Annotated in this window: 26 protein-coding genes and 1 tRNA gene; 14 read left to right on the top strand and 13 right to left on the bottom strand. The window is 38.0% G+C overall.

Annotated elements, in window-relative coordinates; genetic code table 11:
* The first annotated feature begins 4 nt into the window (after nt 1-4).
* The 3 genes from G7051_RS13395 (at nt 5) to G7051_RS13385 (ending at nt 2,663) form a co-directional block, all read left to right on the top strand.
* Nucleotides 5-823 carry a hypothetical protein gene (locus G7051_RS13395; protein ID WP_166201042.1) on the top strand — a complete coding sequence of 273 codons (819 nt, stop codon included), beginning with the start codon at nt 5-7 and terminating at the stop codon, nt 821-823.
* Between the two features lie 77 nt (nt 824-900).
* Nucleotides 901-1,776, top strand: a complete 876-nt coding sequence (locus tag G7051_RS13390) for a hypothetical protein (RefSeq protein ID WP_166201040.1) — start codon at nt 901-903, stop codon at nt 1,774-1,776.
* A gap of 80 nt (nt 1,777-1,856) precedes the next feature.
* Nucleotides 1,857-2,663 (top strand): hypothetical protein, encoded by an 807-nt coding sequence (locus tag G7051_RS13385; RefSeq protein ID WP_166201038.1) that lies wholly within the window; start codon nt 1,857-1,859, stop codon nt 2,661-2,663.
* 113 nt (nt 2,664-2,776) lie between these two features.
* On the opposite strand, the gene G7051_RS13380 is transcribed toward G7051_RS13385, so the two are convergent.
* Nucleotides 2,777-3,001: a hypothetical protein gene (locus tag G7051_RS13380; protein WP_166116096.1), complete on the bottom strand. Its 225-nt coding sequence runs from the start codon at nt 2,999-3,001 to the stop codon at nt 2,777-2,779.
* Nucleotides 3,002-3,267: 266 nt separating this feature from the next.
* Nucleotides 3,268-4,245, bottom strand: a complete 978-nt coding sequence (locus G7051_RS13375) for an MBL fold metallo-hydrolase (RefSeq protein WP_166201036.1) — start codon at nt 4,243-4,245, stop codon at nt 3,268-3,270.
* Nucleotides 4,246-4,370: 125 nt separating this feature from the next.
* Between G7051_RS13375 and G7051_RS13370 the strand changes: the two genes are divergently transcribed.
* Nucleotides 4,371-4,733: a helix-turn-helix domain-containing protein gene (locus G7051_RS13370; RefSeq protein WP_166116091.1), complete on the top strand. Its 363-nt coding sequence runs from the start codon at nt 4,371-4,373 to the stop codon at nt 4,731-4,733.
* A gap of 62 nt (nt 4,734-4,795) precedes the next feature.
* Here the strand turns inward: G7051_RS13370 and G7051_RS13365 are convergent, their stop codons facing one another.
* The 7 genes from G7051_RS13365 to hpt all read right to left on the bottom strand — a co-directional run bounded on the left by G7051_RS13365 (nt 4,796) and on the right by hpt (nt 12,210).
* A complete protein-coding gene (locus tag G7051_RS13365) occupies nt 4,796-6,439 on the bottom strand; it encodes a fumarate hydratase (protein ID WP_166116089.1) in 1,644 nt (547 codons plus the stop codon).
* Nucleotides 6,440-6,702: 263 nt separating this feature from the next.
* Nucleotides 6,703-7,713, bottom strand: coding sequence for a Gfo/Idh/MocA family protein (locus tag G7051_RS13360; RefSeq protein WP_166201034.1), 1,011 nt, complete (start codon nt 7,711-7,713; stop codon nt 6,703-6,705).
* A gap of 226 nt (nt 7,714-7,939) precedes the next feature.
* Nucleotides 7,940-8,509: a hypothetical protein gene (locus G7051_RS13355; protein WP_166116084.1), complete on the bottom strand. Its 570-nt coding sequence runs from the start codon at nt 8,507-8,509 to the stop codon at nt 7,940-7,942.
* Between the two features lie 264 nt (nt 8,510-8,773).
* Nucleotides 8,774-9,586, bottom strand: a complete 813-nt coding sequence (gene pgeF, locus G7051_RS13350) for a peptidoglycan editing factor PgeF (protein WP_166201032.1) — start codon at nt 9,584-9,586, stop codon at nt 8,774-8,776.
* A gap of 33 nt (nt 9,587-9,619) precedes the next feature.
* Nucleotides 9,620-10,810, bottom strand: coding sequence for a GTPase ObgE (obgE, locus tag G7051_RS13345; protein WP_166116079.1), 1,191 nt, complete (start codon nt 10,808-10,810; stop codon nt 9,620-9,622).
* A 184-nt stretch (nt 10,811-10,994) separates the two neighbouring features.
* A complete protein-coding gene (locus G7051_RS13340; RefSeq protein WP_166116077.1) occupies nt 10,995-11,576 on the bottom strand; it encodes an adenylate kinase in 582 nt (193 codons plus the stop codon).
* A 100-nt stretch (nt 11,577-11,676) separates the two neighbouring features.
* Nucleotides 11,677-12,210, bottom strand: coding sequence for a hypoxanthine phosphoribosyltransferase (gene hpt, locus G7051_RS13335; protein ID WP_166201030.1), 534 nt, complete (start codon nt 12,208-12,210; stop codon nt 11,677-11,679).
* 362 nt (nt 12,211-12,572) lie between these two features.
* On the opposite strand from hpt, the gene G7051_RS13330 reads away from it, so the two are divergent.
* The 8 genes from G7051_RS13330 to queF all read left to right on the top strand — a co-directional run bounded on the left by G7051_RS13330 (nt 12,573) and on the right by queF (nt 20,042).
* Nucleotides 12,573-13,889: a mechanosensitive ion channel family protein gene (locus G7051_RS13330; RefSeq protein WP_166116072.1), complete on the top strand. Its 1,317-nt coding sequence runs from the start codon at nt 12,573-12,575 to the stop codon at nt 13,887-13,889.
* Nucleotides 13,890-13,999: 110 nt separating this feature from the next.
* Nucleotides 14,000-14,449 (top strand): PepSY-like domain-containing protein, encoded by a 450-nt coding sequence (locus tag G7051_RS13325; protein WP_166201028.1) that lies wholly within the window; start codon nt 14,000-14,002, stop codon nt 14,447-14,449.
* A 151-nt stretch (nt 14,450-14,600) separates the two neighbouring features.
* The gene (locus G7051_RS13320) at nt 14,601-15,686 is read left to right on the top strand and encodes a DUF4831 family protein (protein WP_166201026.1); all 1,086 of its coding nucleotides are present in this window, start codon (nt 14,601-14,603) and stop codon (nt 15,684-15,686) included.
* A 119-nt stretch (nt 15,687-15,805) separates the two neighbouring features.
* Nucleotides 15,806-16,288 (top strand): CYTH domain-containing protein, encoded by a 483-nt coding sequence (locus G7051_RS13315; protein WP_166201024.1) that lies wholly within the window; start codon nt 15,806-15,808, stop codon nt 16,286-16,288.
* Nucleotides 16,285-17,757, top strand: coding sequence for a hypothetical protein (locus G7051_RS13310; RefSeq protein WP_166116063.1), 1,473 nt, complete (start codon nt 16,285-16,287; stop codon nt 17,755-17,757). Before G7051_RS13315 ends, G7051_RS13310 begins: the two co-directional genes overlap by 4 nt.
* A 206-nt stretch (nt 17,758-17,963) precedes the next feature.
* Complete coding sequence (gene queC, locus G7051_RS13305; protein WP_166116061.1) at nt 17,964-18,632, top strand: 7-cyano-7-deazaguanine synthase QueC; 669 nt, start codon at nt 17,964-17,966, stop codon at nt 18,630-18,632.
* Nucleotides 18,633-18,686: 54 nt separating this feature from the next.
* Nucleotides 18,687-19,409, top strand: coding sequence for a hypothetical protein (locus tag G7051_RS13300; RefSeq protein ID WP_166201022.1), 723 nt, complete (start codon nt 18,687-18,689; stop codon nt 19,407-19,409).
* Between the two features lie 150 nt (nt 19,410-19,559).
* Complete coding sequence (queF, locus tag G7051_RS13295; RefSeq protein ID WP_166201019.1) at nt 19,560-20,042, top strand: preQ(1) synthase; 483 nt, start codon at nt 19,560-19,562, stop codon at nt 20,040-20,042.
* A 74-nt stretch (nt 20,043-20,116) separates the two neighbouring features.
* On the opposite strand, the gene G7051_RS13290 is transcribed toward queF, so the two are convergent.
* Nucleotides 20,117-21,202: a linear amide C-N hydrolase gene (locus G7051_RS13290; RefSeq protein ID WP_166201017.1), complete on the bottom strand. Its 1,086-nt coding sequence runs from the start codon at nt 21,200-21,202 to the stop codon at nt 20,117-20,119.
* 274 nt (nt 21,203-21,476) lie between these two features.
* Between G7051_RS13290 and G7051_RS13285 the strand changes: the two genes are divergently transcribed.
* On the top strand, nt 21,477-21,944 hold the full coding sequence (locus tag G7051_RS13285) for a GNAT family N-acetyltransferase (protein ID WP_166201015.1): 468 nt from the start codon (nt 21,477-21,479) through the stop codon (nt 21,942-21,944).
* A 2-nt stretch (nt 21,945-21,946) separates the two neighbouring features.
* Here G7051_RS13285 and G7051_RS13280 read toward each other — a convergent pair whose 3' ends face one another.
* Nucleotides 21,947-23,710: a cellulase family glycosylhydrolase gene (locus tag G7051_RS13280; RefSeq protein ID WP_166201013.1), complete on the bottom strand. Its 1,764-nt coding sequence runs from the start codon at nt 23,708-23,710 to the stop codon at nt 21,947-21,949.
* A 136-nt stretch (nt 23,711-23,846) separates the two neighbouring features.
* Between G7051_RS13280 and G7051_RS13275 the strand changes: the two genes are divergently transcribed.
* A tRNA-Pro gene (locus G7051_RS13275) sits at nt 23,847-23,921 on the top strand.
* Nucleotides 23,922-24,135: 214 nt separating this feature from the next.
* On the opposite strand, the gene G7051_RS13270 is transcribed toward G7051_RS13275, so the two are convergent.
* Together G7051_RS13270 and G7051_RS13265 are read right to left on the bottom strand one after the other, a co-directional pair.
* On the bottom strand, nt 24,136-24,312 hold the full coding sequence (locus G7051_RS13270; RefSeq protein ID WP_166201011.1) for a hypothetical protein: 177 nt from the start codon (nt 24,310-24,312) through the stop codon (nt 24,136-24,138).
* Between the two features lie 94 nt (nt 24,313-24,406).
* On the bottom strand, nt 24,407-25,135 hold the full coding sequence (locus G7051_RS13265; protein WP_370522736.1) for an SOS response-associated peptidase: 729 nt from the start codon (nt 25,133-25,135) through the stop codon (nt 24,407-24,409).
* Nucleotides 25,136-25,267 lie beyond the last annotated feature (132 nt).

The following is a 25,267-nucleotide window of genomic DNA, read 5'->3' as shown; positions in this document are numbered from 1 at the left end:
AACAATGAAAAAGAGCTTAATATTTATTCTTAGTCTGTTATCTATCGGCTGGTGTAATGCACAAGTCGGGATAAACATTAAAAATCCGTTGGGTGCATTGCACATAGATCCCAACTCTGATACCCAATCCGACGGTAGTGGAGATGCCGATGATGTGATAATCACCAAAGATGGATACATGGGCATAGGAACCTGTACGCCTTCAACCTATTTGCATATAAAAACTGCAACGGCGGGTATACCGACTTCAACTCCGGCATATGGTTTGAGATTGTCAGATGGAAACGAGGCAGACAGACGTGCTCTGATATCTAACGCCAACGGTTTGACAACTTGGGGCGATGTGGTACCCGAAGGAGGAATATCAGCCGTTAAATCGAGTGTAGGTATTACTCAACCTGCAGTGACCAATAATATTCTTTATAACTCGAGTACCAATTTGACTTTACCTCAAGGAAAATGGCTTGTACAAGTGGCTATGTATATTGTTCTTGGCGGTGCTCCTGCTGCACAGTTTAATGATCGCATAATTCTTAGCACTACGTTTTCTGAAACAATAATAGCTCAGACCACAGCCGATATCGCTTCTGCACATATCGAAGGGGTAAAGTATGTCTCGGGGATATTCTGGAAATACGGATCAGGTGGTATACTCTATGGAACCTTTATCATCAATAACCCTCTGGCAAGTACAACCTACTATTATTATATGGGGCGGGCTACTGTCTACGGCACATCCGACCCATCGGTTCTATGGGCTCAAATAGGTGGCACAAAGGGCGAAGACAATATAATTGCTTACCGTTTACCACAAAATCTATAAAAGATGTTCTTTAAGAGCATCTCTGTTTATTGAAATATATATATTGATCAACAAAAAATCAAAATTAAAGTGTAGATATGAACTCAATTTATAAATGGATATTCTTTTTTTTGTGCATAACCATAAACTCTTCGGCACAAGTGGGAATAAATACAGCAAATCCTCAATCGGGAGTTTTGCATATAGATCCTAAAGGCGATAATAATACGACAGGAGTTCCGGCTAACATCCAAACTATTGACGATGTGATGATTTCACCAGCAGGAAATATTGCAATCGGGCATACTACTCCTTCTTATAAATTAGATATTTGGGTCAGACCTTCGGGAACATCAAAACCTGCATTCCGTCTCGAGGATGGCACAGAAGGTAATAAAAAAATATTATTATCTGACGCTTCGGGCAATGCCTATTGGGGGTATCCTGGAGAAATACCTCTTATACGGGGAGTTTATACAAGAACTATAAACTATACCATCCCCAGTATATCGCCATCTCTGGTATATGCAAATATGTATGCTTATGCTTATATAAAGTTACCTAAAGGACGTTGGGTGGTTATGGTAGACCAAAGAGTAGATCCGGCCTCGGGTAGTTACGGAACTTCCTATCAGGAAAGATCTTTCTTCAGGCTTACCTTTTCCGATAACAGCCTATCGGGAGATGGTACATTATATCCCGCAAACGGAGCGGGAGTATCAAAAGATATTGAAGGATCACTCAATGGTACTGCAACTACCGGAAGCTTAATATCTTCTAATGTGAACTTCAGAACTGCAAGCATAGTTTCCGGATTTATAATTATTAATAACCGAACAAATGGTATTAAAACTTATTATCTGAAATTAGTAAATGCTGCCTATCCGAATAATCTCAACCTTGCAGGCAGGGTACTGACAACAGCCAATCCGGCACATGCCGAGAATCGGATTATTGCTATGCCACTCCAGTAAATCATCTGCATCCATAAATATATATTTTGCAACATCATCCTACACGTTGTCATAAGATAATCATTAAACAAAAAACTAAAATGAAATATTTATTTTTATTGGCATTATTACTGATAATCCCTCTTACGGTTTTTTCGCAGATCGGAATTCAAACCGACAATATAACTTCCTCAAATATACTACTCTACATAGATCCGGCAAAAGACAATGCGACTTCGGGTACACCAACTGCATCTCAAACAAAAGAAGATATTGTTATAGACAAATCGGGTAACGTAGGGATAGGAACAACTATCCCTACCGTAAAACTTGATATTGTAACAACAGGAACTCCCATATCTCCCGTAAAGGGGTTTTCGATCAGAGACGGTTATCAGGTCGATAAGTATGTTTTGACAAGCGATGCCACAGGAACTGCATACTGGCAAGCTTATGTACCGGGAACCGAAAAAGGAGTAATGGGCAGTGGTATTAATATAGCCAATACCTATACCAATTATATAAATACAAATTCAAAAATATCGCTATATCCGGGAAAATGGATTGTATTTGTATCACTCAATATTTTAGGGAACGGAACTGTTGCCGATTTTTCGTGGATGACTTTTGGGTTCGCCGATAATTCTACATTGCCTTCATCTGCATTGTCACCCGACACACAAGGAGCTGTATCGGCAGCCTTACTTAATGATATAAACACCTCACCGGGATCGAGTGTAAACGGTAAAATATTTATAACGAATAGTTCGTCTGTAAAAAAAGATTATTACTTGCTGGCAGGTAAAGTGATACGCAATACAACTTCGCCCAATAGTGCGACTTTTCTGTCTGTAGGAAGTACAGGAAGCTTATATGCGTTCAGGATAAACGATATCACTTCACCTTAAAATATACTGCACAAATTATTGCTGTTATAATGATCAAAATAAAAAATCTAAGAAATTATTCACCCTTCATATCGAACAATTTCTTAGATTTTATAGTTTAGTCTCAACGAATCTTATTCTGAAGTATTAGATTCATGATGATGACCTTTTAAAAAACCGAACAACACAAACAACGATCCTGTAATTATAGTCAGAATCCCGAATAACCAATAAAGATTTGCCAGCTCCATATTACCGTTATCTCTCAATCCATCAACCTGTAAAAAAAAGAATAAAGAGAAAATAGCTAAGCAAACACCAATAATGGTAAATGTTTTACGTCTCTTCCTGGCTTCCATAATATCTCTTTTTAAAGATTCATATATTATTTAAACAACAGCATTAAAGAAACGTTCACATAAATAAGCCATAATTTAGTTAAATTTCAGACTTTAACTTATAGTAATTGCGATTAGCGCTATAAGCCTTTAATTAAGGTAACAACTGTATTCAATTAATCAAAAGCAGGAATCCTCACACGAAAGATTCCTGCTTTTTAAATATATTTTTCTCAGATAAAAATCGCTATTATACTGAATCAATCCTCTTTAAAGAATCTAAAATATTAATCTCTTAACTGAGGTGTAGCAAAATCTGCCGGCACCCATTTGTAGCTATCATTAGTAATTTGTCTGATGTGCCCAATTCCAGGATAAGGTTGATGGTAACCAAATATCAAAGCATTCTCAGAGCTCAATTTCTTCAATACAGTCAATCGGGTTTTTATACCCAATTCAAAGTCAGTATCGAAACTTGTTCCCCATTGGGGATTGGCAAACAAAATATTACTGGCATGCACTATATCTGCCATGGCTACCAATTTCTCGTTATTCGAAAAAATAGTAGAAATAATATGACCCGGAGTATGTCCCGGAGCAAGCTCCACCTCTATACAATCCAGAAGAATATCCTTATCAGCGACTAATTTTATTTGCGGCTTCAGCGCAGTGAGTATATTCCGAATATATTTAAGCATAGTTGCCACCATGGCAGTATCCTTTGATTTAGATCTCGAAAAATCGGGATTTTCACTCATCCAGAAATCATACTCTATTTGGGTCATATAAATATCGGCATTCGGATATATACTTTTTCCGTTTGAATCTAAAAGACCTGCAACGTGGTCGATATGAGCATGTGTAACTACAATATCCGTAATCTGTTCGGGAGAGACACCTATTATTGCCAGATTATCTTTCAACCATCCACCTGTAGGCCCCATATCGCTGCCCGATCCTGAATCAAATAAAATAAATTTATCGCCTTTCTTCAACAATAATATATTCATAGCCAAATCAATTGACTGTGTATCGTTGCTATTTCCCTTCAGAAAGTCACTTAATTGCTTACTTGTAACATCAGGAGCCATAGATGGCTGTATAGGAGATATCCGTATATACCCATCCGATAATACAACAGCTTCGATGTCGCCAATTTTCATTTGTTGAAATCCCTTTCCTTCTATTGTCATAGCCTGTGCATTTGAGAGCAAAAAGCTCCAGAAGATAGCCGAGAACAGCATCCCCATTAATTTTTGTTTCATGTTTTGTTATTGTTAAATTTCCTTACAAAAGTAATTATATAGTATATTTGTGTCAAGTATGTACTTTATTGTATCATACAGACCAAAAAGTTTCTAATATTGATTATCAACAAATAAATAAGGAAATGAAATTTAAAATAAATGAAAATAAAGATATTTGTGCTGTCGATTATGCCTTTCAGCGAGTCGGAGGTAAATATAAAGGACGTCTTCTTTGGAGGTTAAGTCAGAGTGAAGTAATGCGATACAATGAGCTGGCTAAAGACATGGCAGACATAAGTACTAAGATGCTTACCCAAACCTTACGCGAACTGGAAGCCGACAACCTTATTCATCGAAAGGTATATCCGCAAGTACCCCCTAAGGTCGAATATCGCTTAACGGAAACCGGCAAAGAGTTGATTCCTTTTATAGAATACCTTTTTCATTGGGGATGCAAACAGTTGGGCAGAGATAGTGTGAGTATTCTTGAAGGATGCCATTCATAAAAAATACCACAGCGAGGACGAGCCTTACTGCGGTATTTCTTAATTATATATATTTTCAATGCTTACATCGAACTGCAACCCGTATTAGGTTTCAATTGTTTGAAGAAATCATTTCCTTTATCATCCACAAGAATAAATGCAGGGAAATCTTCCACCTCTATTTTCCAGATAGCCTCCATACCCAATTCAGGATATTCAACACATTCTAGGCTCTTAATATTAGTTTGAGCCAATATTGCAGCAGGTCCACCGATACTTCCCAAATAGAAACCTCCGTGCTTGTGACACGCATCAGTTACCTGTTGGCTACGGTTACCTTTTGCAATCATAATAAGACTACCACCCGCAGCTTGGAAAGCATCCACATACGAATCCATACGACCCGCAGTAGTTGGTCCCATCGAACCACTAGCATACCCCTTAGGTGTTTTAGCAGGTCCTGCATAATAAATCGGATGATCTTTGATGTATTGAGGCATACCCTCACCTTTATCCAAACGTTCTTGCAATTTAGCATGGGCGATATCACGTCCTACGATAATGGTTCCAGTTAATGACAAGCGTGTAGAAACAGGATATTTACTAAGCTCAGCCAATATTTCGGGCATAGGACGATTCAGGTCAATTTTCACACCACCTGCTTCGCCTGCTTTTTGATATTCGGCAGGAATTAAACGTGAAGGATTATCCTCCATTTTTTCCAACCAGATACCTTCTTTATTGATTTTACCTTTGATATTACGGTCAGCCGAACAAGAAACTCCCATACCCACAGGACAAGAAGCTCCGTGACGAGGTAGACGGATTACACGCACATCATGAGCAAAATATTTACCGCCGAATTGTGCACCTAAGCCCAATTCCTGTGCAGCTTTCAACAATTTAGCTTCCATTTCGAGATCACGGAAAGCTTGTCCGCCTTCGTTACCCTCAGTTGGCAAATTATCGTAATATTTAGTAGATGCCAGTTTTACAGTTTTCAGATTACTCTCGGCAGAAGTTCCACCTATTGCAAATGCAATATGATAAGGAGGACATGCCGCAGTACCCAACGATTTCATCTTTTCGATCAGAAAAGCCTCCAATTTACCGGGAGTAAGCAATGCTTTAGTTTCCTGATATAAATATGTTTTATTGGCAGAACCTCCACCTTTAGCTATAAATAAAAATTTATATTCATCACCTTTCGTAGCATACAAATCGATCTGAGCAGGCAGATTACATCCTGTATTTACTTCATCATACATATTCAGAGGAGCATTTTGAGAATATCTCAAATTATCTTCCACAAATGTATTGTATACACCTTTCGATAACGCTTCTTCGTCGTTACTGCCGGTCCATACATTTTGCCCCTTTTTACCGACAATTATGGCAGTTCCTGTATCTTGACAGAATGGTAGAATACCACGTGCCGATATCTCAGCATTGCGAAGAAAAGTGAGTGCCACAAATTTATCATTATCACTAGCCTGAGGATCGGATAATATTTTTGCCACCTGTGCCTGATGCTCGGGACGTAACAAAAATTCAACATCGTGAAATGCATGTTGAGCCAAGAGAGTCAAAGCTTCGGGTGCTACTTTCAAAACTTCCTGACCTTCAAAGGTAGCGGTAGAAACATAATCCTTAGATAGCAGATAATACTCGGTAGTATCTTTACCCATTGGAAATGTATCCTGATACTTAAATGATGGAGTTGCCATGTTTATCAGTTTATAATTAGTTTTTTATGTTCGTTTAGTTTCAACAAAAAATAGAAAAACAGATGTTTTTTTGATCTTTACAAAAATAACAAAAATAATCTGAAGCAAAGGAATCTTAGTCGTAAAGAATCGGTTCTGACATTCACTAATACCTATTTACTGAATCGAAATAGGTATCGAAATCTTATTTCAACAAAATCCACAAAAAACAGGATAAGCATATAGCCTACCCTGCAATCTATTTTAATTAAATAGCCTCTACTTCAAAATTCATTATCGGCAGGAAACACAACTCCCAATTGTTTTCTGATCTCATCAAGAATTTCCATAGTTATCAAAGAATTTTCGTGACTGTTTATAACAGACTCTCTCCTACCCGATTGCACAAGGTCTATAAATTCGGCAATCTCATGAAGATACTCTTGATCATAGTCAAAATGGCTTATATGCTGCTCTTCCTTATTTTTAATACAAATCCGAACATCCCTGATAGTATTGATTCTGTCGAGCGAAATCAAACCTTCTTCTCCCTGAATTTCGGTCGACAATTGCGAATCGGCAATCTTAGAATAAAGAATCGTTGCATTCATATTCTCATATTCGAAATTTACCGCCCCCTGTCCGTCTACACCTGTCGACAATAATATACCCGTAGCACTGATCTTTTTAGGACGTCCAAAAAGTACAACCATCGGATATATAGTGTATACACCTATATCGACAACCGCTCCATTCGACAGGGCAGGATTAAACGCATTCAAAACAATTCCCTCCTTCAGGCTGTCATAGCGTGACGAATATTGGCAGTAACTGGCAAAATAACGCCTGATTGTCCCTAAAGCTGAGATATTTTCCATTACAACCTTAAAATTGGGGGTAAGAGTCGGTTTCATTGCCTCCATCAAAGTAACGTTATATTCTTTAGAGGTAGCAATCATTGCTTTTGTTTCTCTAACATTCGAAGCAAAAGGTTTTTCGCACAAAACATGCTTACCATGTTTCATAAACTGAATGCTTTGTGAGGAATGCAAAGAATTAGGAGATGCAATATATACAGCATCAATCAACGGACTTTGTGCCATATCTTCGAGCGAAACAAAAGTATGAGATATACCATGCTTCTGGGCAAAAGCATCCGCCGACTCCTGAGTACGTGAATAAATTGCCGTAAGCTCGAAACGAGGATCTAAATGAGCAGCCCTCAATACATTATCTACTATAGAGCCGGTTCCGATGACTCCAAAACGAATTTTAGTTTGAGATGTAGTCGACATAGTTTTTTATTTAGATGAAGGTCTACGACCATTAAGTTACTTTAGTAAACATAAATATAGTAAATCTTTGATTGTGTGTAGTGAAAAAATCAATAGAACGTATATTTCAATACTGATTCACATTAATAAATAATATATATTCATACCTATCTACTCGAATAATTAAAAAAATAAAGGCACTTAACGTTTAGTTAAATGCCTTTATTATATCTAAGCAGTTTTAATTTCACTCAGCAACAGGCTGAGACAAAACATCACTGATATACTTTTTCAACGAATCATTCTTGACCATTTTCGCATACTTTTCGACCTCTTTGTTCTTAGCTAACGACTTGCGGTTTCTATTATAGAAATTCACAGCATTAGTTACAGCAGCAGTCGTACATTCTACAGGATCAGCCGAATAATTATGTTCTAACGAATATTTAGTCCAACCCATCATATATGCCATCAATACCCAAGGCTCTCCTCCTTGAAAAGTAACGATGCGGTCATCCATACCGATTTTTACGGTTGGAGATCCTGACATCCACATTAATACGAAACGATTTTTATCATCACGCAAACTTTGCTGTTCATCCAATGGATAATAATTCAACCAATCTATATCAGCCAGAACCTGAGGCTCAAGTTGAATATAAGCAGCCGAAATATGGCTCTCCGTAGAATCTATTTTTTCTACAAAAACTTCTTCGCCTTCCCAAGTTCCTACTACCGGCTCGGCTTGATTCTGAACTTGACTAAAAAGATTTGTTGATAGACAAATCATTATTGCCAATGATAGAATTTTTCCCATATTACTTTTAATCTATTTTTTATTAATATTTGATATACCAAAGATAATGCAGTTTTGTGATAAAATGAATTTTCACAAATAGAAATTGACTTCCGCTACATTAAAAGAGTATCATCGTTTTATAAAGTTACTACTTACCTGTAAAGTTTATTTTGAATATAAAAATCACCAATAAAACACTATTCTATAACAGAAAAACACCCTATTCTTAAATTAAAATACTATTATAGATCAGTAAATCACGAAAGAAACAAAAGCTAATTATCAACGGATTAAAACTCCTCCGGTTATCATTCGACCGGATTGAATGCCTTGTCTGCGAGCTGAGAAAAACTGATCGCTATGATAATAAGTGCACAGACCTGCAACCTCAATATTGTCGAAACGAACACCTGCCTGACTCAACAACAGCTCATTTGCAAACCATAAATCAATATGAAACTTACTTGTTTCAAAATTATAATATCCGATATCATCAATTAAAAAACCGGCATGAGCAAACTGATCGACCACTTCGTCTCCTACTTCAAAGTAATCAGGAGAAATAGAAGGAGCTATTCCAACCTGTAAATCCGATGGATCACTGTTGAATTTAGTTTGCATAATTTCAACCACCTTAGGGCCTAATTTTGCAACAGTACCTCTCCATCCTGCATGTATTACAGCAAAAACTTTATTTTTCGGATCAAAAATCAGAATAGGTACACAGTCGGCTGTTCCAACCCCTATACAAACTCCTATCTGATTAGTTATCAGAGCATCTACACCATTCAATAATTGTAGCTGCTCATCCTTACTTTTAGAAGTAAACTCTTTGTCAATGATACAAATCGAATCTCCATGAGTCTGGTAAGGAAATAATAGATTTTCAGAAGGTATGCTAAGCATTAAAGCCAACCGGCTTCTGTTTTCCGTAACATCCTGCAAGTCATCACCCGAATACATCCCCAAATTGAAAGACGTATAATTGCCGGTACTTACTCCGCCATCAATAGTCGTTGAAAAATGCAAAAGAGAGTCAAAAGTATTAAGACTCTCAAATTGCAATAAGGTTGAATATGCTTTATGGCTTACCATCTATATTTTATAAATTATCGAATGGAGGAACCATTATTTAACAGTATCATCTTCTTCTCCTTCTCGGTAATAAAAGTCCGCATCGAAGTCGGGATCTTCATCCTCATCCCACTCTTCTTCATAATCGTCCTCTTCATCCTCGAAATCAAATTCTTCGTCCTCATCCAATTCAATGGCTTTGATATCAAGCTTTCTGTGAACAATTACATTATCAGCAGCTTTAATATATTCACCGTCCTTATTAAGTTCGGCCCAAAGCAAATCTTTCAATTTCTGAAGATTTAAACTTGTAAAAGACGAGATAAAGACATGAGGTACATCCGGAAGATCGGCACTCAATGCTTCAGTCAATTCCTCATCCAACATATCAGATTTAGAAATTGCCAATACTCGACGTTTATCCAACAATTCGGGATTGTACTTCGCCAATTCATTCAACAAAATGCGGTATTCTTCATGAATATCATCGGCATCGGCAGCAATAAGGAAAAGCAACAGCGAGTTACGCTCAATGTGGCGTAAGAAACGAAGTCCCAATCCTTTACCATCACTTGCACCTTCTATGATACCGGGGATATCAGCCATCACAAACGAGCGATGATCGCGATAACTTACGATACCTAAATTAGGCTCAAGCGTAGTAAATGCATAATTTGCTATCTTAGGTTTGGCCGTTGTCATTACCGATAAAAGCGTTGATTTTCCCGCATTAGGGAATCCAACCAATCCAACATCGGCAAGCACTTTCAGTTCCAATACAACGCGGCGTTCCTGAAACGGTTCTCCCGGTTGTGCATAGCGTGGAGCCTGATTGGTAGGTGTTTTGAAGTGATTATTACCACGTCCACCTTTACCACCTTTCAACAAGATTATTTCTTGTCCGTCTTCGGTTATATCACACAAATAGTCACCAGTTTCGGCATCATATGCAACAGTTCCGCAAGGCACATCTATAATAATAGTTTCACCTTTCTTACCCGAGCATAATTTACCTGATCCTCCGCCACCGTGTCCGGCAAGCAGATGTCGTTTAAATTTTAAGTGCAACAACGTCCAATAGTTACGATTGCCACGCAGGATTATATGTCCCCCATCGCCACCGTCGCCACCATCGGGGCCTCCCATCGGAATGTATTTTTCGCGTCTAAAGTGGGTAGAACCTCTTCCGCCCTTTCCCGAGCGACAGTATATTTTTACGTAATCTACGAAATTTGTATCAGACATATTATCCTTTCTTCTAAGGTCTAAGACCTATTTATTAGTTTAGCAAGTATAGTACAATGAATGCTTATATCAAAATAATGCTGCACAAAATACATACTATTGCTTAAAAGATTCGAAACCAAGAACCGAGTTTGATGTGTATATTCAAAACTCAATTCCTGGCTTCAAAAACTCTATATTTTTCTTAATTTACTTTATCTATCACAGACGAAATACGAGCAAAAATATCTTCTACAGAACCAACTCCTTCTACAGAATACAATTTGCCATCTTTCTCATAAAGCTCTTTGAGTGGTGTAGTTTGATTGTAATACACATCCAAACGAGCTTTTATTGTTTCATAATTATCATCGTTACGACCGGTTTGCTTTCCTCTGTTCAAAAGGCGTTCGATCAACTCCTCTTCGGGAACATCAAGACTTACAACGGCTGATATTTTTTGTCCTCTTTTCTCCAACATTTCGTTCAATGCTGTTCCTTGAGGAATGGTACGTGGAAATCCGTCAAAGATAACGCCTTTGCATTCGCCGCTTTTTGTTTTCTGATCGAAAACACTAGCTAAGATATCTATCATAAGTTCGTCAGGTATCAATTGACCTTTCGACATATAGCTGTCAGCCAGTTTACCAAGTTCTGTTCCTGCGGCTTTTTCGGCACGCAATACATCTCCGGTAGAAATGTGAGCCAGTTTATACTTCTCTATAAGATTTGTGCTTTGTGTGCCTTTTCCTGAGCCGGGAGCTCCAAAAATTACAATATTCAACATTACTCTATCGTTTATGGTTTGGGGTCTGAGACCCTTTTATTAGTTGATGCAGGAGTGAATCGGTCTGTTCACCATTCATTCAGATACAAAGGTCTGTCTCCTACTTTATTTTATAAATATCAGGTAGATTACGACCGTATCCGTCATAATCAAGACCAAAACCGACGATAAAATCACTCGGTATTTCCAAAGCTACGTAGTCGATTTTAACTTCACACTTCAAAGCCTCAGGTTTAAACAGCAAAGTGGCTACTTTGATTTCTTTGGGTCCGTCACACGCCAATTGATCGACTATCAAAGACATGGTATGCCCTGTATCTACGATATCTTCGATAATAACAATAGTACGGTCTTTAATATCTTCTTCGAGTCCGTAAATTTCCTTTATCTTGCCCGACGACTTAGTTCCCTGATACGATGCCATACGCACAAACGAAATCTCGCTGGGTACGGTTACACGTTTCATAAGTTCGGCAGCAAACATAAAAGAACCATTTAATATACAAACAAACAGAGGATCTTTTCCATCCAGATCTTTGTTCATCTGCTCAGCTATTCTATCTACAGACTTTAATATCTCTGCTTCTGAGATAAATAATTCGAACTCTTTATCCCTTACCTTTACGCTTTTCATACTTGAATGCTTAAAACTTTTAAGCTTACAAAAGTACTACAATTAGATGAATCACAGCAATAAGTATTCCCTTTTTTTTCCTTAACAGCTAATTTAAAGTCTATCAAATATTTATTTATAAAATCAAAAGATCATTTTCCGATTTCGATATACCTCTTTACTCCTCACGCAAGTAGCATACACTGATACTATTCTTTTTCCGCAGCAGAAATTCGAAAAAATCTTTTTATTACCAATAAGTAGTTTTATCGAACTCAAACTACAGATTTACTACAGATTCTCTGCATAAATTTGTCTAAAAGTTACAAAAAGCGATATATAACCCTTAACTTTGGGTTAATAACCAAATAAACTCATACAGTATGGATCAAATTATTGATGAATCTGAATTTACAACCTCCGCAAATTTTGTAACCCATTTTACTCACGACTTTCTTAAAAACATGGGGGTATCAGAAAGATGGATTGATTTGGTCAATCTCATCATTGTGCTCGCTGCCGCTGTCGTTATAGTATATGTACTACAAAAGGTAGTACGCATTGCACTTTCATTTGCCTTTAAGAAAATAGAAAAAATCACTAAACTTTCATTTTTCAAGCATGCCGAGAAAAATAGGCTGCCTCACTTTTTGGCACTGAGCGTACCCTATACATTTATCATAAATGCTATCCCCACCATATTCGTAGATTACAGAATGTTCATAAAACCAACACTCAAAATAACCGATATATACATGGTTTTTTTGGTTATCTGGATATTAATGGCAATTATAAAATCGTTTGCCAATGTGATTCACGAAAAACCGACATTCCACAACAAGCCGATGAAGAGTTACCTGCAGGTAATACAAATTATCTGCTACATTTTCGGTGCAGTAGCTATATTTTCGATACTTACCGGCAAATCGGCAACCGTATTTTTTACGGCAATGGGAGCTGCTTCAGCCGTACTGATGTTGATGTTTAAAGACACTATCATGGGCTTTGTGAGCAGCATACAAATATCTACAAATCAGATGGTAATGATTGGAGACTGGATTACCATGAACAAGTACGGAGCAGATGGCGATGTTCTCGAAATAAACCTGACTACGGTTAAAGTTCGCAACTTCGATAAAACCATCACGACGATACCTACCTATGCACTTATATCCGATTCGTTCCAAAACTGGAGAGGAATGCAGGAAAGTGGAGGACGTCGTATAAAACGATCGTTCAGCATCAAACAATCTGATATAAGAACACTTACTGATAAAGAACTGGATGAATTCGAAAAAAGTGAAGTATTAAGTTCTTATATAAAAAGCAAACGTAAGCAATATGCAAGTCAAAATGAGCAATTGAATATCGATAATAATTCGCTCATAAAAGGTTTCCAGATAACCAATTGTGACCTGTATATACGCTATGCAACCTGGTATTTGCGGAACAACCCCGAGATACATCAGGAGATGACGCTTATTGTTCGACAACTGGCTCCTACCAGCCAGGGACTTCCTATAGAAGTATATGCATTCACAAGTACTACAGCTTGGTCTGAATACGAACGCATTATGAGTGAAATTTTCAACCACCTCATTTCGAGCGTAGGCACATTCGGTTTAACCATCTTTGAAGTCACTGCCGGAACCGATGGATATAATGTAAAGATAGAGCAAACCCCTGTAACAAATAAATAACCATGAGTATGTAATACAAGATCAATACAACCATCTGTTGTACTGAATACTTGACAAGATAAAATAAACAGGTCTCAGACCTAAAAAACCACTAATTTAAAATAGCTAATATGAAAAAAGTATTTTTTTTATTAATAATGGCAATAGCCTCATTTTCGATACAGGCAAAAGACATTCTACCTGAAAATGTCCCTGCCAATGTAAAAGCATATGTTTCGAAACATTATCCCAAAGCAACCCATGTTGAGTGGGAAGATAAATCGAAGAAAGGTTATTACGAAGCCGAATTCAGATACGAGGGCAGAGAAGTAGAGTTGGATATTTCGACTAACGGCACTTTAATATCATCGAAAGAAGATATGCTGATAAAAGATATTCCTTCATTTGCCACTGACTATGTAAAAAAGAACTATAAAAACGCACAGGTCTTAGGTGCAAACAAAAAAGTTCAAAACGGATCGACAACTTATTCGGTTGGGATAAAATTCGAAAGTGACAAAGGTTATGATCGCCATCGTAATATAGTATTCGACAGTAAAGGCAATGTTATAAAGAGATAACAGGACACATAAAGTAGATACGTAAGAGAAAGACCGACATTCAGATAAATGCCGGTCTTTCTTGCTTTATACAGATATCGAGACTAAAAATATAGAAGCCTAAAATAATTTTATTAGATTTGTATTCGGTACAAATTCAGAAAATACAGATATGAAACGATATTATATAGGACTATTATCATTGCTATTAGCTAGTGCTTTACCCGCTCAGAATACAGTAAAAATGAGTGCCGTAAAAAGCAATGACTTTGGAGTTGCATACTCGCTGCCCAAGACGACGATATTGATTAAAGCCGATGCGACTAAAACAGTGCGTAAGGCTGGCGAATTTTACGAATATGCAGAAAGATACCTCAATATATCAAACCCCATCATTCAGGACGAAACGATATATACCATGACCGGCTTAACAGCCACTACAGGAGGGGTACCCGATAAAGAAAAAAGCTATCTGGTAGAATTCAGAAGCGGCACAACTGCCCCCTTTGTTACACTTACCAAAGATGGTCTTATTTGTGCCATTAATGCCGATGCACAATTTTCGCCTGTGGACGAAACTGCAAATTCTGCTGCCGACGAAAGCAATAAGCCCCTACCCAACCCTAACTCGTTTCTTTCGGAAGAAACATTGCGTGCAGGTTCTAAAGCCAAGCAAGCCGAACTGATTTCGAAACAAATATTCTTGCTTCGCGAAACCCGAAACAATATATTAACTGGCGAAGCCGACAATATGCCACCCGATGGTAATGCTTATAAACTGGTTATGGAGCGTCTCGACTTACAAGAAAAGGCTTTAACTTCGATGTTTACAGGAAGCGAAACGGTAGAAAATATCAGCAAAACATTTACGGTATTGCCTACCACTAGCGATTTAAACGATCAGGTTGTATTCAGATTCTCGTCTAAATTAGGTTTTGTGGACAGCAACAATATGGCTGGTGCACCCGTTACTCTTACGCTGATCAACAAGGAACCGGCAGGCGAGCCTGCTATACTCAGCCCTAAAGATCAAAAAGCGTGGGACGAGAAATTTGCAAAAGGCATCATATATAATATACCTGCCAAAGCATCTTTACAAATTCAGTTTGCAAACAAAACTTGGGTTAATAAAGAAGTGGACGTAGTGCAATACGGAAAACAAGAGGTACTCATACCCAAGATGTTCGATAATAACAAACTGCCAATCAAAGTGATATTCTTCCCCGAAATGGGAGCTATCAAGCAAATTATACAATAAGGGTCACCGACCTTTTATTGCGTTTGTATAAAACAACCGATAGATATAATTGAACAACGTGGTTTTAAGCAAGTTGTTCAATTACTATTTTTAAAAGTAGAAAAAAGACACCCTAAACTATGCCGAATATCGAAATAGAACGTAAATTTCTCATCACAGGCGATTTCAAATCCGAAGCCTACCAATCTGAACGCGTTACGCAAGGCTATATGGCTTGTAACACGGAAGGGCGTGCGGTACGTATACGCATAAAGGGCGATAAGGGATTTATTACAATCAAAGGGGCAAGTAACGATTCGGGATTGAGCCGTTTCGAATGGGAAAAAGAGATCTCAGTAGAAGATGCCGATCAATTAATGAAACTTTGCGATCCGGGAGTGATAGATAAAGTGCGTTACCTCATTCAAGCAGGAATACACACCTACGAAGTTGACGAGTTTCACGGCGATAACGAAGGGCTTATAATGGCCGAGATAGAACTTAAATCAGAAGACGAGAAGTTCGAAAAGCCATCTTGGCTGGGACAAGAAGTAACGGGCGATGTTCGCTACTACAACTCGCAACTGGTAAAGAATCCATATAAAAACTGGAAGCCTGAATGATTGATGTAAAGGTAAAGATACACGACAAGTTTTCTTTTGAATTTAAAATATCATTTATAGCCACCCGAAAATCAGCCGAAAATGATATAAATGAATTCAGTATCAACACGTGGATGTTTGTACCCAATAGCCTCGATATAAACCGTTCGACCTATTCCAAAGAACAGTTCTATAAAGATACACAATCTAATGTGAGGCTTATCACACCAATCTATCGGTTAAAGGATATTTATGCTTCGGAGAACAGCCCGCTAAGCAGATTGGAAAGAGCTTTTGAAAACCTGCTGGTCGATACGACTTCGGAAGAAAACCTCTCAAATTATACGTTCCAGATCAAGATGTTTTCGTCTATATTTAAAAGTGCCTCACGCGACAGAGCCTATTTTATTATAGAAGAGAAAGACGAAAATAAGGTAGCAGAGTTAGTACGCGAATATATTCACGACATGACATCTATCACCCGTCACTACCGCAAGCTCGAAACCATAGTCAACAATTCGTCGGTCACCGAAGACGAACGTCAATACTTTATGTTTGGCGATGACTTTATTGGCAATATCGTTCAACAGCAGACTTTCAGAATGATGAGAGGACTTGAGAACAGGCTTGTATATACAAAAGTTAAAAACTCACTCTTGGAATTAGTCAATTCTGAGAATCAATACAAAAAAGAAAAAGGATATTCGCTGCTCGATACCACGGACACATCTACAAACTATCTGGTGGTAATGAGAAGGGGAATCCTCAAAAAATTTATAGAAAGCGACCTCTTTCTGTATACTAAAAAGAGAAAAGATGGAGCCTTAGCCGAACAATTCTATTATGGAATAGCGGCTGCCACATCTATGATTTTTGCCACCGTTGTATCGTTTTCGGCACAATTGCATTATGGTAATTTTACAACACCGCTATTTTTTGCCCTTGTGATAAGCTATGTATTCAAAGACAGAATAAAAGACCTGATGCGATACTACTTCAGTACTCAATTGGGTAAAAAGTATTTTGATACAAAACGAGAACTTGAGATACAAAACAAAAAAATAGGCTGGACTAAAGAGGCTTTCGACTTCGCCATCGAATCGAAAGTACCTGCCGAAATAATGAGTATACGCAAAAGAACTCCTTTGGTAGAAGCCGAAAACAAGATTTACAACGAACAGATTATCCTCTACAAAAAGCTGGTAAACTTATCCTCGTCATCTATCAACAGGTATAAGGGCTATCAGTTTGTCGGTATAAATGATGTCACCCGATTCAACCTCACCCATTTTATACAGAAAATGGATAATGAGTATATTCCTATTTACATTCCCGACGAGCAGGACGGATATATAAAAATGACAAGCGAGAAGGTGTATGCTCTCCATTTTATACTACGCTGCCAAGGACACGAAAATCTGTATTTCAGGAAGTTTCGCCTCCTGTTTAATCGTGGGGGAATCAAAGAGATCACTGAGATTTACGATTAAAAACGTTGGCTCGTTTTCTTATCTTGACAACAAGAATATCTCCGAAAAGATATAAACTTCATCTATAAAAAAGAATAAGAGTTAGCCCAAACAAGGGCTAGCTTTTTTGTTTATCACATGCTTATAATTATCTTTGTCGGACGAAGAGGAACAGCCTTTTCCGTGTAGCTTAGGATAAACCACGTAAAAAACAAAGTAATTAAAAAATGAAATCAAAAGAATCTGCCCTAGTCTTATTTTCGGGTGGCCAAGACTCCACCACATGCCTGTTTTGGGCATTGAAACATTTCGCATCAGTCCGTACACTCTGTTTTACATACGGACAACGCCACTCGCAAGAAGTAGAAATTGCCGAAGGAATTGCACAACGTGCAGGAGTACCCTTCCAAAAGCTGGATGCTTCTATCATCAGTCATCTATCGACCAATTCACTGACCGATAATTCGGTAACAATGGATAAGGAAAAACCTGCGGATGCTTACCCAAACACTTTTGTTCCGGGACGTAACCTCTTGTTTCTTACCTTTGCGGCAGTAATTGCACGCAGCCACGGTATCCGTCATATTGTTACGGGAGTTTCGGAAGCCGATTACAGCGGTTACCCCGATTGCAGGGATACCTTTATTATGTCTGCCAATACAAGTATCAATCTGGCAATGGATGAACATTTTCAGATACATACCCCACTCATGTGGAGAGATAAAACAGCCGTATGGAAACTATCGGACGAACTGGGCGTTTTTGACCTCATCAGAAACGAAACGCTTACCTGCTACAATGGAGTACCTGCCGATGGTTGTGGCGAATGCCCGTCATGCCAGTTACGTAAACAAGGTTTAGAAAATTATTTAAAGGTTAGAAAACAAAATCTCTGATTTTTTTGTTTCTTTGGAATCTAAGCCTTTATATTAAAATATCACTCATAATAAATGAAAAAAATTCTGCTCGCATTCGGTATATTCTGCTTTAGCATTACATGCATGGCACAAAGTACTAAAACAGACTTGATATTCGATGCACTGAATCTTAAGTTTTCCCCCAAGGCTCTTGCCGAAGCCAAACACGATTACGATCTGGCTAACGATACGATTAAAGCAATCATGCTGAAAGTTTATTCGATGCCCATGAGCAGCAAAGCCGAACTTATACAAAATTATGAGGAAAGGTCTGTCGAAATCGAGAATCTGGCAAATGAATTCAATAAATCGATTCCTAAAGATTTTATTGTATCTCTGGAAATCAGAACGAAGGATGATATCCTTCATACCGTAGAAGGGATAGACCTGCAGATATTTAAAAAGAATCCTAAGGGCGACCCTATATTGGTTGATGGCGACTGGGACATAGAATATGATTCGGATACATTGTATAATCTGCTAAAGGTTATTGGCTGGGATCCGATGACATTCAGTGGGATTAAGAATATGATGCAAATGGCAAACTGCATATCGCTTCAGAATGGAGATCAAACCGAAGTGGGTTTTGCCAGAAGCGGATTGGGTAAATATTCGTATCTCATCTTCCCCACTGCCTTGTTGACTGTTCCTCAGATCAAAGAATTTAACGACGGGTGTCAATATGTGTATTATAAAAAGAACGTAGTATTGAAATATACGGGTGGAATGGCAGGTCCTCAATGTTTTACAGATTAAGACCTCAATGCCTTGTTTCATTTTACACCAAGACAAAATACAAATCACCCAAAGGTTGCACTGGTAAAAGGAGAACCTTTATTTTCAATCATATAAAACTCTAAAAGTAGAGTAAATACATTTCGAAAGAAATTATCAAAAAGAAAAATTATGCAACAAGATAAACAATTGGAAAACCTTTCGCTATTGGGAGGTAAAACCGAATATAAAGACAATTATGCTCCCGAAGTACTGGAAGCTTTTACCAACAAGCACCCCGAAAACGATTATTGGGTAGCATTCAATTGTCCCGAATTTACAAGTCTATGTCCCATTACAGGACAGCCCGATTTTGCAACTATCCATATCAATTATATCCCCGAAATAAATATGGTGGAAAGCAAAAGTCTGAAACTATATCTTTTCAGTTTCCGCAATCACGGGGCTTTTCATGAAGATTGTATGAATATCATTATGAAAGACCTTATCAAGTTGATGGATCCTCGATACATCGAAGTTATTGGTGTATTTACGCCACGTGGAGGTATTAGCATCTATCCGTATGCCAACTACGGTCGTCCGGGTACAGAATACGAGCAGCTGGCTAAGACAAGACTCTTCAACAGAAATCCGCAACAAGATTACAAAGGATAAAAAAAGAAAGAGATACAATGTAATTTGTATCTCTTTCTTTTTTATCCCATATATACATAACCGAAAGTACCCCATCAATTAATCTTCACTGATATTACAGGTTGTTGTTTTATCTCATCAAGAGGTACGGCACGGTATTTAACTCTATTAAAATTGATATCTTTCAAGTCGATACTACGAATAGCACTGTTGTACATCGTACGGTAATAGATCATACGGTTTGCCATATCCGTAGACGCAGTCCACTGAGTAGCACTGGGTATATTGGCAGGAACTTGCCCCAAAGGAAATTCAATACCCACAGGTATATCAAAGTTATTCAATATCTGAAAACTCTGCAAGACGGTTTCCTTTGCAGTAGCTTGTTGAGGTGCTGTCGATTGATAGAAAGCCGCACGAACAAAACGTGAGGGAGGAGTTACATCGCCCGGTATACCTAAAAAGCCACTGCCCGATCCAAAAGCCATAAGCTGTATATTTCCAAGCAATTTAGGTTCTGCTGAACCAGGAAAGAGGTTAACATAGTTGTTGAGGTTTGTCATTTGCCATTCAAAACCCGGTGAGTTAGTCAATACACCCAGTTCATTCTCATAGAAATGCGGTTGACCATCCACAATCTCCAATACCAATTGACGACCGGAAATATCCGCAATACGCCAATGTACAGTCGAAGCACGCGGATCAATACCTATAACATGGATATCCTTAATTGCATTTTTAACCTCATCAACGGTTCTAAAATTCCCTAGCATCCATGATACTAACTGCAAATCGGCAATGCTTGATGTAGTGTGAGCCGAACTGTAATCTTCATACTTTCCATATCCGGGGAAATAAAATAATCCGGCAGATAAACCAACTTCATTTAGCCCTTCAGCTACAAATTCCTTTTGTTCCACAGCTAAACCCACATAACCATAACGTGCGGTAAACTCCATGCCGGAAGAAGTTCCTGCGGGCGTATAAGAATTTTGTTTATAACCACGTGGCACAATAACATATTGGCTATTTAATTCACTACCTCCCCATTCTATTGTCCGTGCCAGAATGTGAGTATTGTCTTTTGCCGTCAGAGTAATACCTGTACAGGCCTCTATGGAATGATACTGAGGAACAACGGCAGATGTTACGATCAGTAAGGTTAATAATTTCTTGACCATAATTGTCTAATTGTTTTTTATTAAAAACAATTTATTCGATAAATAGTTTTCTCGCCCCCTCATTACTAAACAAAAAGACACAGACTTACAAGCCTCTCCCTTTTATATTATCCAGAATAGTAAATCGATTAATTATTTCTTGTTATTTTTTAATTCGTGATTTTGTATATCAATAGTTATTGATATACAAAATCCTCTTTTTACCATTCCATAATTAAGCAAAAAACAGTAACTTGCCTCTCTCAAACCAAACAACTAATTAATTTTATCGGTTATGAATAATGTCCAAATAGAACTGTACAAACCCGAATATAAAGAAGCTTTTATTCTTTTAAATACGGAATGGATTACTAGATATTTCCGTCTCGAAGAATCAGATGTATATACTCTCAACAATATAGAAGAGTATATATTAAATAAAGGGGGACAGATATTTCTGGCAATTATGAACGGTAAAGTAGTTGGTTGTTGTGCCCTGATAGCCCATCCCGAAGACCAAACATTCGAAATGGCTAAAATGGCAGTAAGCCCGCAGGCACAGGGTTTGGGATTGGGACGCAAATTAGGTGAAGCTCTCATACAATATGCCAAAGAGAGAGGTATAAAACGAGTCTTCCTTGAAGGAAATACCCGTCTCGAATCTTCCATCATATTATATCACAAACTAGGCTTCGAAGAGGTAACCGTAAGTAATTCGGTCTACGAACGATGCAACATTATGATGGTACTCGATATTGAATAAGATTACCGCTTTATTTCGATTCGGCTTATTTTAAAACCTCCCTTTATAAAATGTAGTTTGATGGTATTGATTCCTTTTTTCAGATTCACATTTTTCACCTCCAACACACTCCAGTCGCTTGCATTGTCTGAGGTTGTAAACGTCTTGGTTTTTCTTCCGTTAACTGTCAGATAAAGCATTCCAGCTCCATCTACAGCTTTAGTTATGATGTTTATATTACAATTCCCTTGCTTTCTTACACTGATTGTATATTGTACCCATTCGTCGGGTTCTATACTAAATAGGCAATACCCGTTGGATCGAGGATCGTCCGATGGCATGATATCCACCCCGTCATTTCTGTACACACGCCCTTTGTTGCCATATCCTTTAACACCGCTCGACACCCAATAATCGACAGTATCTTTATCGAAATATGCATAGCCGTTGCGCCCTAAATCAAAATCGGAAGCATTAATTACCAGCGGAGTTCTTTCTTTAAACAAATAATTATTGAATGGTTTGGTAGCAGTTGTCTTTACCTGTCTGAACAGAGCATCCGTAAAGTCTTTTTTGAACAGGGTATTTTCCACTTTATAATCGTATGCCAGTTGCATCAGTCCTTTATAAGCCTCATCGGAAGTTGGTTTTGTGCCCTCCCCTTTCCAATAAGCTTTTATTTTTTCGTATTCGGAATTTGTGGGTATCTCCATCACGCAGTTGAATCCCATTTTCTTATATGTCCACCAGCACCAGCCAATATCGTTTTGTTCGAATAATTTAATGGCATTGGTATGCCACGTATTCGAGTTTTCGCCCGATTCACTCATCCAAAGAGGAGCATTGTATTGCTTTCGGTATTCCAGAAATTTAGCTATCGACTGATCGTCGTTATACGTCCAGTATTTATGGAAACTGATTACCATATTATCATCCCATAACGGAAATATTCCATTATAGTTATTTCCCCAAGCGTTACCCGAAATCACAATAAAATGCTTTTGGTCAACCTCTCTTATGGCTTTAGTTATATCTATATACAATTGACGCAAGGGAGCATTCAATTCCTCCCGGTTACCATTCATATCCTCGGAGTCCTGAAATCCCCAATTAGGTTCGTTGAGAATATCATAACCACCTATCCATTCTTCGTTCTTATAGCGTTCGGCAAGCTTACGCCACAGAGCAATGGTTTTCGCTTTGTTTTGAGCGCTGTTCCACAGTTTAACGTCCGAAGCATCGGATATAGCCAGATCATTGCCCTGTCCGCCCGGAGCAGCATGCAGGTCGAGTATCAGGTACATTTCATTTGCTTTACACCAGTTGAGAATAGAGTCCGTAAGGGCAAAGCCACTTTCGATCCATGTATTTTCGCCTTTTATCGGTTCTTTTTCGATAAGAAGAGTATATAAATTATAATGCATCGGCAGACGGATACTATTGAATCCCCATTTAGCAAGCGAATCAATATCGGCTTTCCGAATGCCATTCTTCACCCATGCAGCATAAAATTCGGACGTTCTCTCCTTCCCTATCAAATCATATATCTTGCGTTTAATATCTATCTGATTTTTAGCAAGTCCCGATAATTGCAGCATATAAGGTTCTTGGAGTACCCATCCGCCAAGACCTATCCCACGCAGAAGTATTTCGCCATTGTCATTTACAATCTTCGTTCCGTCGGTTCTCAGAAACCCTTTAGCTCCAATCTGGCTTATCGAAAAGATAATACATATCGAAAATAAAAGACTCCATTTTTTATATTTGAAGATTGTATTTTTAGCCATATTATATATTTTTATTTAAGTCTATATTATACAGAAAGATATGATCGCTTGCTGATACGAGATAATCTTATTTTTCTACTAAGTTAAAATAAAACTTGGAAATAATATATTATTGTAGTATTTTCGCATCCGATTTCGGGATGTAGCTCAGCCCGGTTAGAGTACACGTCTGGGGGGCGTGTGGTCGCACGTTCGAATCGTGTCATCCCGACTGAAATCATAAAGCACTTACAAGTATATTGTAGGTGCTTTTTTGTTTCCGTTGAAGCTTAGTTAAAACTATACGCCAAACTTAATACCACAAGACCGAGTTAAAGCAACTTATACTTTGTAAAACTTATACTTCAAAATTAGATTATTGAGCTAGAGATTCTCATTTAGGTAATTATTAAATAAACCTACTGTAGAAATAGCTTTAAATTCCATTAATCCCATTTTTCCACACTCCCGATTTCAAAGAGTCTGCCATCTGAAGTAATAAAAACAGATTCATACTCTTCACCAAAAAGATCGGTGTAGTATTTTAAGTACATGGCTTCGATCCGATCCGGGTTGTAAAATAATTGAATGTTGTAGGCTTTTCCTGTTATGAGAGGCTTCATGTTGCAAAGATAATAAGCACTTCCATTCAATACAAAAGAATCCAAAGTGCCTATTAAGTATGTAAATAAGTCGGGGCAAGTTTAGCAAATTAATTTACACCCGTTCCATTATACTTGGGTTATGTGGGTTTCCATTTAGAAACAAATTTCGGTCAACTGCATAAGCATCCATCAGGGAAGCTTCAAAAGGTTTTAGCATACTTTGGATATCGAGCTTATTCAACTTCGGATCTAACCACTTTTCTTCATCTTGTTTATTTATTATCACAGGCATTCGGTGTGGATTCTTTCCTCCATTGTGTATTTCATAGGTCAGCTCGTTGGCTTGGGTCGTTATCATTGAAAAGGTATTATATACTTTCCCTGTTTTCGGGCTTATCCAACTATCATACACACCAGCCATCGAAAACACCTCTTCATCTGGCAGATAGATAAGATAAGGAGTTTTAGTTTTATCATTATTGTGATGATACTCGAAATATCCTGTACTCGGAATTAAACATCGACGGCTTAAGATGGGTGTCCTGAATGATGGTCTTTCGAATATCGTTTCGCTTCTTGCATTATAAGTGCCTTTGCGAATGGAAAAAGCGTCTTTTTCTGCTTCATCCCTGTCTTTCTCTGTATCTTCTTTGGGCTTTACCCAGAAGGGTATTAAACCCCAGTTTAGGGCTTGTATTTCGTCGTCGCTAGTTATGATCGGATAGGCAGGATTAGAGAACGCATTAATCCGGGACTGTTCTTCGATAATCTCTTTTACTATTTCAATTATATCGATTTTACGACCGTATCGAGCCGCCAGTTCTTTGGCTTTCTTTGACATACTATTATAATAACACATAGTTCCTGCTATTTTGTATATCTTTATAAAACAGTTGTCATTAGAATTAGTTCTGAGCCTATTTTTTACAATTGATACGTATAAATTCTTTCGGGTTTGTGGTATAGCGTTTCA

Origin of the sequence: Dysgonomonas sp. HDW5B (genome assembly GCF_011299335.1) — a bacterium.
GTDB lineage: Bacteria > Bacteroidota > Bacteroidia > Bacteroidales > Dysgonomonadaceae > Dysgonomonas_A.
The sequence above is the reverse complement of the archived record's forward strand: the minus strand, read 5'-3'. Positions and strand labels throughout refer to the sequence as shown.